The following is a 13,251-nucleotide window of genomic DNA, read 5'->3' as shown; positions in this document are numbered from 1 at the left end:
GAATCCGACACGGCGGCGCGCGCGGCGGGGTCGGGAATCAGCTCGGCGACCGGCTCGATCTTCCGGCCGTACATGGCGGCGAGCATGCTGCCCGCGACCGCGACGCCGATCGCCGCGCCGAGTTCGCGGGTGGCGTCGTTGACCGCGGACGCGACGCCCTGCTTGTCGGCGGGTGTGCTCGACACGATCGCGTGCGTCGCCGGCGCCGACACCATGCCCATACCGATGCCGGGCAGCAACAGCGCGGCGTTGATCATCAGTGCAGACGACTGCGGGCCGAGTTCGCCGATCAGCACGAACGATGCTGCGAGGACGGCGAGACCACCGACGAAGAGGAATCGGAGTCCGACCCGAGGCACGAGCGGCGGGATGAGCACAGACACCGTCATCACCAGCAGGATGAGCGGGACCAACTGGATCGACGACTCGAGCGGCGAGTAGCCGAGTACCAATTGCAGGTATTGCACGACGATGAAGAACACACCGAACATCGCGAGGAATTGGAACAGCAGCGTCAACGCGCCGGAACCGAATGCGCGATCGGTGAACAATCGGACATCGAGCAGCGGTGTGGGTGTGCGTAGCTCGGTGACCACGAAACCTGTGGCGGCGGTGAGCCCCAGAATGATGCACGCCAGGACCGACGCATCCGTCCAGCCGCGGTGGGGACCCTCCATCAGGCCGAACACGAACAGTCCGATCGCGAGGACCGACAGGACACTGCCGGTCAGGTCCGGCGGTGACTGTTCATGAGCGCGTGACGACGCGATTGTCAGCGACGCCACGAGCAGTGCGGCGGCGGCCACCGCAAAACAGACGAAAATGACTATCCAGGAGCTGTATTCGAGGATCACACCGGACACGAGCATGCCCGCGATGCAGCCTGCACCCGCGGTGCCCGCCCAGATGCCGATTGCTCGGGGGCGACGTTCCTCGGGGAACCCGGCGGTGATCACCGACAGGGTCGCCGGCATGACCAACGCTGCCCCCAGGCCCGCCAGGCCGCGCGCGACGATGATCCACGTCGGGCTGTCGAGTGCGAGCGGCAGCGCCGACGCCACCCCGACGATCGCCAAACCCGCGACGAGCACACCGCGGCGACCGTAGCGGTCGCCGAGCGCGCCTGCCGGGAGCAGAAACGCCGCGAGCACCAGCGTGTAGCTGTCGACGATCCAGGTCAACTGGCTTTGCGTCGCGCCGATGTCGACGGCGATATCGGGCAAGGCCATGTTCAGCGACGCCATCGCGGCGACGACGAGCGCCACGGCGCTGCACGCCACGGTCAGCAACCACAATTGTGCGCCCGACAGGCGTGGCGGTGTGTCCGCTGTCCCTGTGGCGGTGGTCGAATTTTTTCCTGACGTTTCGGACACGAGCCGGCCTTCCCGGAGCGAGGTCACCAAGAAACGAGACTGTCGGTATCGTAACGGAACCATTGGTATCACAAGCAGAAGTGGATGCGAAGGGAACCGACGGGATAGAACTGTGGACGTGAGCACCACGCCTCCCCATGAAGACCTCGAACAGAACCCGGTCGCCGGCGCCGGACGAGTTCGCGACAGGGAAGATCCACGCAAGGTGCGGTCGCGGGCCCGACTCCTCGACGCCGCGACCGCACTACTGGCCAAAGGGGGAGCCGAAGCCGTCACCATCGACGCGGTGACTGGGATGGCGCGCGTTGCGCGCGCCACCCTCTACCGGCACTTTTCCGGTGGTGAGGAACTTCTCGCGGCGGCATTCGCGCGGATGTTGCCGCCGATCCCCGCGGTCCAGGAGGGCGACCTGCGCGATCAGTTGGTCGCGCTGGTCGTCGCGCAGGCGCGGGTCCTCGACGAGATCCCGATCCCGTTGACCGCGATGTGCTGGATGGGCCTCGGGCCGGGACTCGGTGACTACTCGAGCACCGAGGCGTTGAGAAGCGATCGGCCGGAACTGCTGTCGCTGCGGGTGCGAGTCGTCGAGCGATACCGTGAAGCGTTCGATCGGGTTCTCGATACTCCGGCGGCGCGGGAACTTCTCGGTGACTTCGACTACGACCTGGCACTCGCACAGTTGATCGGCCCCATCGTATTCACGAAACTCGCCACGTTGCCTGCCCTCGACTCCGTGTCGTGCGAGCGTGTCGTCGACGACTTTCTCACTGCCAACGCACACCGGCGCCCGGTCACGGCCGGGCCGCACGAAGTACCGACGGACGCAACCGGTGAAAGTCCTTGACCCGCAGGTTCCGGACCGGACGCACCTGGAATTCTTCCGACGAATCGAGTCGATCGGCCAACTCGGAATCGACGAGGATGGTGCCCGGGCGCGCCACACCGGTCAGCCGGGCGGCGATGTTGACGACCGAGCCGAACAGGTCGCCGAACCGTGCCAGGGCCGGACCCCACGCCAGCCCGACCCGCAGATCCGGAGCATCCTCGCGAGCCCCGAACGAGTCCTGTAGGGCGAGCGCGATCCGGGCACCGTCGACGGGGTCCTCCGCGGCGAACATCACTTCGTCGCCGACGGTCTTGATGATCCAGCCGCGTCCCTGCGCGATGACCGTGGCGACGGCGGATTCGAATTCCTCGATCAGGTCGCTGAGTTCGTCGACCGCGATGCGGCGGGTCAGACGCGTGTATCCGACCATGTCGGCGAAACCCACCACGAGATCACGGCTCGCCACTTCGCTGCCGGCGCGCACAACGGTGCGTTCGGTCGTCGCGACCAGATGACGGCGCCACACGAACATCTGGGTTTGTTCGACCAGCTGCATGACGTCGCGCAGCAGTGTGCCGACGAACTCGTCGACCTCCGCATCGTTCGGGCGGGACCCTGCGTAGGTGCTGTCGAGCCGGTCGAGCAGGTGGGTGTTGAGCATCGACACCTCCCATTCGGCAAGACGAGACATCGACTGGCCGAGCGACCGCGCAGCGGGTACTTCCATATCGGGGGCGACCGCGCCGCTGACGACGAGCGTCGAGATATTGCGTAGCGCCTGCACGTCGCCATCGGTGAACATCACCGCATCCGGATTAGGATCGACAGCGAAACCCAATGCCTGCCAAAGCTTTTGGGCGCGTTCGACGGAGACATCGGCGAGTTCCGCGGCCTGTTGCTGGGTGTAGCGGCGGTCGCCGCCGAGCAGGGATCGTTCGAACGCACGCTGCACCCCGGCCAGTGCGTCCGCACCCAACGTCACGCGCGTCTCCGATGCCGCCGACCCGGCCGCGTTCGCCTGCCGATCCGAATCCTCCACGCCTGGCCTCCTCACCACCGCCGGTCCATTTTCGCCGGCGCCCGCTCCGAACGTATTGCCGACGCCGCGACTGCGACAAGCACTCGACGAGTCGCACATCAGCGTGTCGTACCTGTGTGCGACAGTGTTCGCGATCAACCCACAGTGTTTGCAATCAATCCACGGTGTTCGCGATGAACCCACGGTGTTCGCGATGAACCCACGGGGGACCGATCCCCCGAAGCCAGGAAGGACGTGGCATGCCGCCCCGCAGACGAGCCGGAGCAGACCACCTCAGCGACGACCAGCTTGCCGAGTTGGCGACCGCGCTGGCGGAGGACCGCCGCGCGACTGTCTATCTCATCGAGGGTATTCCGAGTTTGGGTATCGAGCAGGGGGCATCGGCCAAGGTCATCGGAATAGATGGCCGTACCGTCACGGTGCGCCCCAAGGGTGTCAACGACGAACTGCCCTTCGAATCCGACGAACTACGCATGACCCGGCTCGTGGCGGCGCCGAAGCCCCGGGCCGCCGAGCCGGCACCGACCGCGCCCCGGCCCGTCGTGAAGCCGCCATCGGCATCCGCGCCGAAACCCGTCGTCGCTACCCCGCCGACGCCGAAACCCGCGACGAAGGAGACTTCTGTGACCACACCCCCCGCGCAACCGGCCGAACCGGCGTCCAAGCCGAAACCGGCGGCCCGCCGGCCGAAGAAACAGCCCGGCGTCAGTATCACGATCACGATCGACCCGGACAACGAATGGACCGTCGCGGTCGCGCACGGCGCGCGACGGGTCGGCAAGCCCACCCCGGTCGGTCCGGACGCGGTGGAACGAGCCGTGCGGGAATTGGGCGACGCGACCGCACTAGAGGCCGTGCAGTCGGTGAACGACGAGGCGCGGCAGGCAGCCGAGGAGCGGGTCGCTCAGCTCAGTGCTCAATTGGAGGAAGCAAAAAAAGCATTGGAGACCCTCGGTGCGACCAGCGGCCAGTTAGGCTGAATCGCTGACGCGGCCTTTCGTGGCCGGGCGGGAGGGACGTGATGTTCAAGAAGTCGGCAATGGTGTTCGCGGCAGCGATTGCGCTGGTGGGGGGCGGTTCCGGGGTGGCAACAGCGGCACCGGGTGGGGTTCCGTTGGGAGGCGGTTCCGGGATTACGCTCGGCGACGGGGCGTCGGATATCTTCGACTGCACCCTGACCACGATCGGTCATGACAACGTCGGGCGGCTTGTCGGATTCACCGCAGCACACTGCGGTGGTCCGGGCGCGACCGTCAAAGCGGAGCGCAACATCGACGCCGGTGTCGTCGGCCACGTCGTGACCAGCAACGTGGCGCTCGACTACGCGGTCATCCAATTCGATCCGGGCAAGGTCGATGCGGTGAATCGGGTCGGGAACGTCACGATCACCGATGTGGGGGCGCCTGCCCAGTTCCCGAATTTGGCCTGCAAGGAAGGCCGCACCACCGGAAACACGTGCGGTGTGGTGTGGGGCGATGTGTTCGGATCGCAGGAAACATGGACGCAGGTCTGTGTCATCGAAGGTGACTCCGGGGCGCCGCTCGTCGTCGGCACGACCCTCGTCGCGATGGTCAATGCCTATCTCGGGGCGCCGTGCATCGGGCCGGAGGTCGGCACCAACTTCAACACGATCATGGCCGACGTCAATGCGGGTGGCGGCGCGGGCAGCGGCTTCCGGCCCATCTGATTGTCCGTGCTCGTACGTGGTTTCGGCAGCGACTGCTACCGAAACCACGTACGGGGAGTCAGCCGCACACGGCTCCGACCGATGCGGACCCGACCAGTTTCGTGTACTTCGCGAGAACCCCGCGGGTGTATCGCGGGGGCAGCGGCTCCCAACCGCCGCGGCGCCGCTCGAGTTCGGCGTCGTCGACGAGAACGTCGAGAGTGCCGCTCGCGACGTCGAGTCGGATCCGGTCGCCGTCGCGGACGAATGCGATCGGGCCTCCATCGACCGCTTCCGGCGCGACATGCCCGACGCACAATCCGGTGGTGCCGCCGGAGAAGCGGCCGTCGGTGAGCAACAGGACGTCCTTGCCGAGACCGGCTCCCTTGATGGCCCCGGTGATGGCGAGCATTTCCCGCATCCCCGGACCGCCCTTCGGTCCTTCGTAGCGGATGACGACCACGTCACCGGCGGCGATGGTGCCGTCCTCGAGCGCATCCATCGCGGCCCGTTCCCGCTCGAAAACCCGTGCGGTGCCCTCGAAGACCGATTCGTCGAATCCCGCCGATTTGACCACCGCACCTTCCGGGGCGAGCGTGCCCCGCAAGATGGTGATGCCGCCGGTGGGATGAATCGGATTGTCGAGTGCGCGCAGCACCTTGCCGTCCGGATCGGGTGGCGCGATGTCGGCGAGGTTCTCGGCGACGGTGCGCCCGGTCACGGTCAGACAGTCACCGTGCAGCAATCCGGCGTCGAGCAGGGCTTTCATCACGACCGGCACACCACCGATGTGGTCGACGTCCTTCATCACGTGCGCCCCGAACGGTTTGACGTCCGCGAGGTGCGGGACCCGCGCACCGACCCGGACGAAATCGTCGAGGGTCAGTTCGACGTCGGCTTCGTGTGCGATCGCCAGCAGGTGCAGCACCGCATTGGTCGAACCTCCGAATGCCATCACGACCGCGATGGCATTTTCGAACGCTTCCTTGGTGAGGATGTCGGCGGTGGTGATACCGCGGCGCAGCAATTCGACGACGGCCTGCCCGCTGCGGCGCGCGTAGCCGTCGCGTCGCCGGTCGGTTGCCGGCGGTGATGCGCTGCCGGGCAGCGACATGCCGAGGGCTTCGGCGGCGCTGGCCATCGTGTTCGCGGTATACATCCCACCGCACGCACCCTCTCCAGGGCAGATCGCCCGTTCGATGGCGTCGACGTCGCTCCGGGACATCAGGCCACGTGCGCACGCACCGATCGCCTCGAACGCGTCGATGATGGTGACGTCGCGTTCGGTTCCGTCGGACAGTTTCGCGGTGCCGGGCAGGATCGACCCGGCGTAGAGGAACACCGCAGCCAGGTTCAGGCGGGCGGCGGCCATGAGCATCCCGGGCAGCGACTTGTCGCACCCCGCGAGCAGCACCGACCCGTCGAGGCGCTCGGCCTGCATCACCGTCTCCACGCTGTCCGCGATCACCTCCCGCGACACCAGGGAGAAGTGCATGCCCTCGTGTCCCATCGAGATGCCGTCGGAGACGGAGATGGTTCCGAACTCGAGCGGATAGCCGCCGGCCGCGTGCACCCCGTCCTTGACGGCCCGGGCCAGCCGGTCCAGCGGCAAGTTGCAGGGGGTGATCTCGTTCCAGGACGAGGCGACCCCGATCTGCGGTTTGTCCCAGTCGTCGTCTCCCATCCCGACGGCCCGGAGCATGCCGCGGGACGCTGCCTTCTCGAGACCGTCGGTGACGTCGCGGCTGCGGGGCTTGACGTCGGGTTCGCTCATGGCGTGTCTCCTCGTCGAGGGTCGCGTCCGGTCAGGGCGAGCAGGCGGTCCTGCAGCGGTGCGTCGTCGGGAACCGAGACGGGATCGGCGAACAGCCCGCTCGACGCGAGCATGTCGCGCTGCGGCTCGATGTCCGCCCACACCGCGGCGACCAGATCGGGGTCGAGTCGGTCGTCGCCGCCGACGCCGCAGGCGAGGTCCCAGGTGTGGATCGCGATGTCGGCGACCTGCTGTTTCAGGTAGTCGAGGCAGGGCACCACTCCGTAGGACAGGTGCACCGGAGCGTCCGGGGCGGTCGCGGCCCACGCGATGCTCGCGGTCTCGGCGTAGCGGGACCATTCGGCGCGCAGATCGTCGCCGATCGGAGCGAGGGAGGCTTCGGCGTCGGGGACGGTCATGCCCGACAACAGCGGAGGTATCCACCGCTGCTCGTCCACCATGTGCTCGACCAGACGAGCGACATCCCACTCGGTGTCGGGGGTGGACGCTGCCCAGTCGGTGACGGTTGCGAGTCGGTCGGTGAATCCGCGGATCGCCGTGCGTTGCAGTTCGAGCCAGTCGAATGACATGAACCCAGCGTAGGTCCGACCGGTTGCGATCATCGTGAATTCACGTCCTGCCCGCGCACAGGATTTCGGGAAGGATCGGACGACGGAACCGTGCCCGGGCCGAGCGCTCGGCAATCGAAGGATCACGAGGAGAGTTCATGACCGTCCCCACCGTCGAATTGGCCCCCGGCCTGACCGTCAGCGCGCAGGGCTACGGCGCCATGTCGGTTGCCCCCGTCTACGGCGGCACCGATCCCGACGAGGCGCTGGCGACTCTGCATCACGCGGTTGATCTGGGCGTGACGCTCATCGACACCGCCAACGTTTACGGCGACGGTCTCAGCGAGACCGTGGTCGGCAAGCTGCTGGCGGAACGCCGCGACGAGGTGCAGGTCGCGACCAAGTTCGGGCTCGTCGGTGCGCTCGGTGGTGGTACGCCCGCCGGCAACCGCCGCGTCAACGGCCGTCCCGAGTACGCCAGGCAGGCGATCGACGCGTCGCTGCTGCGGCTCGGTATCGACAGCGTCGACCTGTACTACCTGCATCGCGTCGACCCCGACGTGCCCATCGAGGAGACGGTCGGTGCGCTCGCCGACCTGGTCCGGGCAGGCAAGGTTCGGAACATCGGATTGTCGGAGGCGACCGGCGACGAACTGCGCCGGGCTCATGCCGTCCATCCGATTGCCGCGATCCAGTCCGAGTGGAGCATCGTCTCACGGGACGTCGAGAAGCACGTCGTGCCGGCCGCCGCGGAACTCGGCATCGGGTTCGTGCCGTATTCGCCGGTGAGCCGAGGTCTGCTGACCGACGCCTTCGACACCACACAGGTCGACGAGAAAGACCTGCGCCGCCGCTTCCCTCGGTTCGCGGAGGACGCACTGCCCGGGAACCTGAAGGTGCGCGGTCAGGTCCGGGCCGTTGCCGACGAGGTGGACGCGACCATCGCACAGGTAGCCCTGGCGTGGCTCGACGGCAAGGCCCGCAGCTTCGGTCTGCCGTCGGTGTCGATCCCCGGCACCCGGTTCGCCGAGCGGGTCACCGAGAACGTCGGGGCACTCGACGTCCGCCTCGACCGCGAACAGATCGAACGTCTGGATGCACTCGCGGGGCTGGTGGTCGGGCCGCGTGCGGCCGACGCCACCTGGGTGTCACTCGGCCGCGAGTAGTACCGGTAAGTAAGTTATTGGGCGCGTATTGTCGGCGCATCATGAAACGCGTGTGGCTGGTCTGGGGTATCGGAGTTTTCGCGTACGTCGTCGCAGTCCTGCACCGCACCGCGTTCGGTGTCTCGGGCCTGACCGCGACCGACAGGTTCGGCATCTCCCCGGCTGTGCTGTCCGGATTCGTCGTCCTGCAGCTCATCGTCTACGCCGGCATGCAGATCCCAGCCGGAGTGCTGCTCGACCGCTTCGGATCGCGCATCATGATCGCGACCGGCGCCGCGATCATGGCGGTCGCGCAACTCGTTCTCGCGACCACCGAATCGCTTCCCCTCGCCTACACGGCCCGGGTGCTCGTCGGCGCCGGGGACGCCCTGACGTTCATCTCGGTGCTGAGGCTGGTCCCGGTGTGGTTCGAACCGCGCCGCGTGCCGCTGATGTCTCAGCTCACCGGCATCCTCGGCCAGCTCGGACAGGTCCTCTCGGCGGTGCCGTTCGTGCTGATCCTGTCCGGCGCGGGCTGGACCGCGGCATACGGGAGCGCCGCCGCGCTCGGCATCCTCGCGTGTGTGCTGGTCGTGGCGATCGTGCGTGACGCGCCGCCGGGCGTCGACGTCCGGTCGGAACCGGCGGGGCTCCGTGAGGTCGGTGGGCAAATCGCGGTCGTGTGGAAGCGGCCGGGCACCCGGCTCGGCTTCTTCACGCATATGGGCGCGCAGTTTTCGATAACCACGTTCGTCTTGCTGTGGGGCATTCCATATCTGCAATCGGCGCAAGGCTTGTCTGCGGCGGCCGCCGGTTCACTCCTCACGGTGTCGGTGGCGACGACCATCGCAGCCGGACCGATCCTCGGCGTGCTGTCGGGCAGATTCCCGAACCACCGGTCCTGGCTGGTGCTGGGCAGTGTGCTCGGCAGCCTCACCATGTGGTCGGTGGTGCTCGCTCTGTCGGGTCCTGCGCCGCTGTGGCTGCTGGTACTGCTCATCGTCGTCATCTCGGTCGGTGGCCCCGGCTCGATGATCGGGTTCGACTACGCTCGCGCTTTCAATCCGAGTACCGCGCTGGGCACCGCCAACGGCATCGTGAACATCGGCGGATTCCTCGCGACCCTCATCGTCGTGCAGGTGATGGGCATCGTGCTCGACCGGCTCGGCGGATACACCTTCGAAGCGTTCCGCGTTGCCTGGCTCGCGCAGTACCCGATCTGGGCGATCGCACTCACCGGCATCCTGATTACCCGCGGCAAAGCGCGACGACTCGCCGGCGTGTCACCGCGCACATTGCGCCAGGTCATCACGGATCGCTCCGGCAGTCGGCACGAAAAACTGGCAGACTCGAACGCGAGCGTGTTCGAGGAGGACCAACAGTGACAGCGACGGTAGACGGCACCGAGGTAGACAGCGCGGCGGTTCCGTCGTTGGCAGACGAACGGTCGGTAGTCGAACTCCACCGCGGACTCAAGCGGTTCCTCATGGTGTACCAGTTCGGCATCGACGAGATGATGACGAAGATCAACATCCTGCGCGACGAGTTCTCCTACGTCCACGACTACAACCCGATCGAACACGTCAAGTCGCGCCTCAAGTCGCCCGAATCGATCCTGGCGAAAGCCCAGCGCTACGGGCTGCCGAGGGGCCTCACGGCGATCCGCGAGAACATCCGGGACGTCGCGGGCATCCGCATCACGTGCAGCTTCACCTCCGATGTGTACCGGATCATGGAGATGGTCACCCGGCAGGGTGATGTGACGGTGATCGAGATCGAGGACTACATCGCCGAGCCCAAACCCAACGGGTATCGCAGCGTGCACGTGATCGTCGAAATTCCGGTGTTCATGTCGGACCGGGTCGAGTCGGTCTACGTCGAACTGCAGATCCGCACGGTCGCAATGGATTTCTGGGCGAGCCTCGAACACAAGATCTATTACAAGCACGACCGCGCCGTTCCCGGCGAGCTGCGGGAGGAGTTGCGGCTCGCGGCCGAGGCGGCACGCGACCTGGACCTACGTATGGAGTCGCTGCACGAGCGGGTCCACGGCAAGACCTGACCGACATTCGCAGCGGTGACGGACATCGGCACGCTGTCTGCGGATGTCCTTTCCGCCTGCGGGTGCTGCTCTCGTGGTCCGCGATCAGCACGCTCGTTCAGGTACGTCTCTCTCCGGCTTCGCAAGTGCCCACCGTGAACCCCGTGTGCACGGCAGATGCGGCGACAGTGAGGTCGATGGGTGCGGGTACATGGGCCGTCACGGTCAGTTGCGTCAGGTACCGGTCGTACTCGCGGTCGATCACGACGTAGCGCGTCGTGGCGTCGACTTCCACACCCTCGACTCGATATGTGCCACGGACGAACACCGACCGGTACCCGTGGAAGTCGACTGCCCGGAAACATAGTTCGTTCCAATCCGGTAGCACACGTGCCTCACGGCCTGCGGCATCGAGCAGTTCATCGGTGGGCCTCCACCGTGACAACCGACTGTGCAGCAGGACTGCGTTGGGGGTCCAGTTGTCGAGCGTGTACTCCGGTGCGACGATCACCGTGTGTGCCTGAGGGAAAACGTCGTGGGCAACCTCAACCCAGCCGTCGGGGCGCGGTATCGCAACGTTGGGACGGTCCGGGTCGCCGGGTTGTACAGGGGTCAGGTCGACTTCATGTGCATCGAGATATGCGTGCAGGCTGCCGAATTCGGGGGATCGACGGTCCATCACACCCGCTTCTGTGCCCGTGCTGCTCGGAACCGATCGCGGAGCGGGGGAGGACGCAGAAGTTCGACGGCGTCCGGTCGGGTGATCAGCACGCGTCGATCGGGTTCGAAGCGTAGTCGCCTGAGAAGTTCGAGCAAGGTATTGGGTTCGACGGGCAGCACGTGCGCCATCAGTGTGACCCTGTGCTCATTGTCGTGTGGTGTTCGCGCAGGTTCGGGGACGGAGGCGGTGTGCAGGTCGATCGCGGGATGCTTGTCCGAGCCGAAGTTACCCCCGAGGTCACCGACATCGATGGCCGAAATTTCATCCCAGGGCAAGAAAATTCGGGAGACTTTGGTGACGAACAATATTCGTCGACGAACGTACCGTTCGACACCGCCCTGATAGATACTCAACGCGGTGTCGATGCGAATCAGAGTGAACAGCAAAATGAGGCTGATCGAGCCTACCGCGACGATTGCCATGGCGGTCGCACCGTCACGGGTGTCGCGACCGGCCGGAAGCAGAAATCCCCCGATGTCGAGATGCCCGCCGATCGCGGCGGCTGTGCCGTATGCGGCCCCGCCGGCCAGTGTTGCGATCAGGAAAGGAACCAGCTTCCGACTCATGGGAACATGAACTCCTGCACCGTATTCGGAATGTTCACAGACGCGAACAGCGCGGGTCGGGCGGATATGTCGAAACCCTGACTCTCGGAACGAGACGACGGACAGTGAAATCACCATCGCTGCCCCGCCGAGGAGCCCTGCGGATACGACGGCGGGGGCGTGGGTCAGGCTGTGCACGCCAAGAACGATGCACAGCGCACCGATTACCACGAGCGCACACGACAGGATGAGTGGTAGCAGTCGCAAAGGCTGGGGCCATGCTACGCGCGTGTCACCGTCCGGAGTGGCTTCCGCACTTGGTGAATCGGATCCGGGCGTCCCCGTCATTTCGGTACTTCACATTCATGTATGGGTTGCGGTGCGGTCACTCGAGCCACTGCCAACCTGCCTGCATGGACTTCGAAGTGAGGTATGTTGCGCCTGCACCGGCCAATGCGCCAGCCAGCAGGCCAACTGCTGTTCCGAAGCCCGGAGCGATCATTGTCCCGAGGGCGGCACCGCCCTTGGCTCCGTAGAATGCAGCGCCGATACCGACAGCAGATCCGACGCTTTCCGTCACCACCGCTTGGACCGGTTCCATACCGCCTTCGATGTCGTTCTTGATTGCCGGAACAGTTCCGATTGCGGTTGCGAACGGTCCAACGCCGCGCGCGATACTTCGTGCAACATCATCGGCCGACGCAATCGCCGCACTCGTCAGTCCCAATCCGGTTGCGTCTGCCATCACGCCAATCGTTGAGGCCGCAACGGTGGCCTCAACATCCGGCCGCCACGAGAACTCGCCGTTCTCGGATCGAACGACCTTCCCGGGTGTGGCTGCTCGGCCGGCATCTCCGAGAATTGTTACTGCGGTTGTGATCCGGGTGGAGGTTTCGCGGGCGGCCGCGTCGGCTTGGAGGAGGGCGTCGAGGACCGCGACGGTGAGTACGGCCGCGTCCCGTTCGATCCGGACGCGGGCGATCTCGAAGCGTCCGCGATCGGGAAGGAGCAGGTGCAGCAGGGCGATCTGGGAGGAGGCGTCGACGGTTCCGTCGTCGTGGACCGTGAAGTCGTGTTGTTCCGCGGTGCGTACGACCGTGGTCAGGTGCATGCGTGCGCCTTCGATGATCACTGCGCCCGTGCGGTAGGCGTCTGCGCTCTGTTGGAGGGCGGTGGCGATTGCGCTGCCCAGTGATCGTTCGCGCACGATTCGGGTTGCTGCGGTGCTTGCTGCGTCGCTTTTCCAGGTTTCGGCGAGTACATCCTGCTCGTCGACGAGACCAGCGAGTCGGTCGTCTATTTCGCTTGACGAGTTCGTCGAGTAGGTCGGCTGTGGTGCGCAGTGCCTCAGGATCCACTTTCACTGTCGATGTTCCCCCTGAACAGAATCCCCCGATGTGTCCGACCGTACCCTAGCAAACGATGCTCCGGCGGTCGGCGCAGCACGGGAAAGTCCCCTGGGGTGGTGGGAATCCGGTGAGGACATCCGGGCAGGTCCACGGCGTGTCGCTCCCTCACCGAGGGTGGGCCATCGCGTAGTGATCAACGAGTTACCTCTCACAGTGACTCACAG

At 66.0% G+C, this 13,251-nt stretch carries 13 protein-coding genes; 6 read left to right on the top strand and 7 right to left on the bottom strand.

Annotated features, from left to right (window positions below; translation table 11 throughout):
• A partial coding sequence (locus tag WAX14_RS16325) for an MFS transporter (protein ID WP_422629098.1) occupies nucleotides 1–1,400 on the bottom strand: 1,400 nt, incomplete at its 3' end.
• 178 nt (nucleotides 1,401–1,578) lie between these two features.
• Between WAX14_RS16325 and WAX14_RS16320 the strand changes: the two genes are divergently transcribed.
• A complete protein-coding gene (locus WAX14_RS16320; protein ID WP_422629101.1) occupies nucleotides 1,579–2,217 on the top strand; it encodes a TetR/AcrR family transcriptional regulator in 639 nt (212 codons plus the stop codon).
• Here the strand turns inward: WAX14_RS16320 and WAX14_RS16315 are convergent.
• The gene (locus WAX14_RS16315; RefSeq protein ID WP_422629100.1) at nucleotides 2,165–3,181 is read right to left on the bottom strand and encodes an adenylate/guanylate cyclase domain-containing protein; all 1,017 of its coding nucleotides are present in this window, start codon (nucleotides 3,179–3,181) and stop codon (nucleotides 2,165–2,167) included. The two genes, WAX14_RS16320 and WAX14_RS16315, sit on opposite strands and share 53 nt — an antisense overlap.
• Nucleotides 3,182–3,477: 296 nt before the next feature.
• Here WAX14_RS16315 and WAX14_RS16310 point away from each other — a divergent pair, with 296 nt between their 5' ends.
• Together WAX14_RS16310 and WAX14_RS16305 are read left to right on the top strand one after the other, a co-directional pair.
• The gene (locus WAX14_RS16310; protein ID WP_422629097.1) at nucleotides 3,478–4,218 is read left to right on the top strand and encodes a DUF6319 family protein; all 741 of its coding nucleotides are present in this window, start codon (nucleotides 3,478–3,480) and stop codon (nucleotides 4,216–4,218) included.
• A 41-nt stretch (nucleotides 4,219–4,259) separates the two neighbouring features.
• A complete protein-coding gene (locus WAX14_RS16305; RefSeq protein WP_422629096.1) occupies nucleotides 4,260–4,925 on the top strand; it encodes a serine protease in 666 nt (221 codons plus the stop codon).
• Nucleotides 4,926–4,983: 58 nt separating this feature from the next.
• Here the strand turns inward: WAX14_RS16305 and ilvD are convergent, their stop codons facing one another.
• Together ilvD and WAX14_RS16295 are read right to left on the bottom strand one after the other, a co-directional pair.
• Complete coding sequence (gene ilvD / locus WAX14_RS16300) at nucleotides 4,984–6,678, bottom strand: dihydroxy-acid dehydratase (protein ID WP_422629095.1); 1,695 nt, start codon at nucleotides 6,676–6,678, stop codon at nucleotides 4,984–4,986.
• The gene (locus WAX14_RS16295) at nucleotides 6,675–7,247 is read right to left on the bottom strand and encodes a TIGR03086 family metal-binding protein (RefSeq protein WP_422629094.1); all 573 of its coding nucleotides are present in this window, start codon (nucleotides 7,245–7,247) and stop codon (nucleotides 6,675–6,677) included. Before WAX14_RS16295 ends, ilvD begins: the two co-directional genes overlap by 4 nt.
• 137 nt (nucleotides 7,248–7,384) lie before the next feature.
• On the opposite strand from WAX14_RS16295, the gene WAX14_RS16290 reads away from it, so the two are divergent.
• From WAX14_RS16290 to WAX14_RS16280, 3 genes are read left to right on the top strand one after another with little or no spacing between them, the layout of a single operon-like run.
• Nucleotides 7,385–8,392: an aldo/keto reductase gene (locus tag WAX14_RS16290; protein ID WP_422629093.1), complete on the top strand. Its 1,008-nt coding sequence runs from the start codon at nucleotides 7,385–7,387 to the stop codon at nucleotides 8,390–8,392.
• Between the two features lie 41 nt (nucleotides 8,393–8,433).
• A complete protein-coding gene (locus WAX14_RS16285; RefSeq protein WP_422629092.1) occupies nucleotides 8,434–9,756 on the top strand; it encodes an MFS transporter in 1,323 nt (440 codons plus the stop codon).
• Nucleotides 9,757–9,803: 47 nt separating this feature from the next.
• The gene (locus WAX14_RS16280; protein ID WP_422629099.1) at nucleotides 9,804–10,433 is read left to right on the top strand and encodes a GTP pyrophosphokinase; all 630 of its coding nucleotides are present in this window, start codon (nucleotides 9,804–9,806) and stop codon (nucleotides 10,431–10,433) included.
• Between the two features lie 97 nt (nucleotides 10,434–10,530).
• Here WAX14_RS16280 and WAX14_RS16275 read toward each other — a convergent pair whose 3' ends face one another.
• From WAX14_RS16275 to WAX14_RS16265, 3 genes are all read right to left on the bottom strand, one after another.
• Complete coding sequence (locus WAX14_RS16275) at nucleotides 10,531–11,091, bottom strand: LpqN/LpqT family lipoprotein (protein WP_422629091.1); 561 nt, start codon at nucleotides 11,089–11,091, stop codon at nucleotides 10,531–10,533.
• Complete coding sequence (locus WAX14_RS16270; RefSeq protein WP_422629090.1) at nucleotides 11,091–11,699, bottom strand: hypothetical protein; 609 nt, start codon at nucleotides 11,697–11,699, stop codon at nucleotides 11,091–11,093. The genes WAX14_RS16275 and WAX14_RS16270 overlap by 1 nt, the downstream gene beginning before the upstream one ends.
• Nucleotides 11,700–12,063: 364 nt before the next feature.
• The gene (locus tag WAX14_RS16265) at nucleotides 12,064–12,885 is read right to left on the bottom strand and encodes a hypothetical protein (protein ID WP_422629089.1); all 822 of its coding nucleotides are present in this window, start codon (nucleotides 12,883–12,885) and stop codon (nucleotides 12,064–12,066) included.
• Nucleotides 12,886–13,251 lie beyond the last annotated feature (366 nt).

Source organism: Rhodococcus sp. (in: high G+C Gram-positive bacteria), from assembly GCF_049299235.1.
GTDB lineage: Bacteria > Actinomycetota > Actinomycetes > Mycobacteriales > Mycobacteriaceae > Rhodococcus.
This window is presented reverse-complemented; position numbering and strand designations above follow the sequence as displayed.

Coding starts and splice junctions, on each gene's coding strand:
- WAX14_RS16310 (WP_422629097.1), top strand. CDS start 3,478: ATGCCGCCCCGCAGACGAGCCGGAGCAGACCACCTCAGCGACGACCAG.
- WAX14_RS16305 (WP_422629096.1), top strand. CDS start 4,260: ATGTTCAAGAAGTCGGCAATGGTGTTCGCGGCAGCGATTGCGCTGGTG.
- ilvD (WP_422629095.1), bottom strand. CDS start 6,678: ATGAGCGAACCCGACGTCAAGCCCCGCAGCCGCGACGTCACCGACGGT.
- WAX14_RS16295 (WP_422629094.1), bottom strand. CDS start 7,247: ATGTCATTCGACTGGCTCGAACTGCAACGCACGGCGATCCGCGGATTC.
- WAX14_RS16290 (WP_422629093.1), top strand. CDS start 7,385: ATGACCGTCCCCACCGTCGAATTGGCCCCCGGCCTGACCGTCAGCGCG.
- WAX14_RS16285 (WP_422629092.1), top strand. CDS start 8,434: ATGAAACGCGTGTGGCTGGTCTGGGGTATCGGAGTTTTCGCGTACGTC.
- WAX14_RS16275 (WP_422629091.1), bottom strand. CDS start 11,091: ATGGACCGTCGATCCCCCGAATTCGGCAGCCTGCACGCATATCTCGAT.
- WAX14_RS16270 (WP_422629090.1), bottom strand. CDS start 11,699: ATGAGTCGGAAGCTGGTTCCTTTCCTGATCGCAACACTGGCCGGCGGG.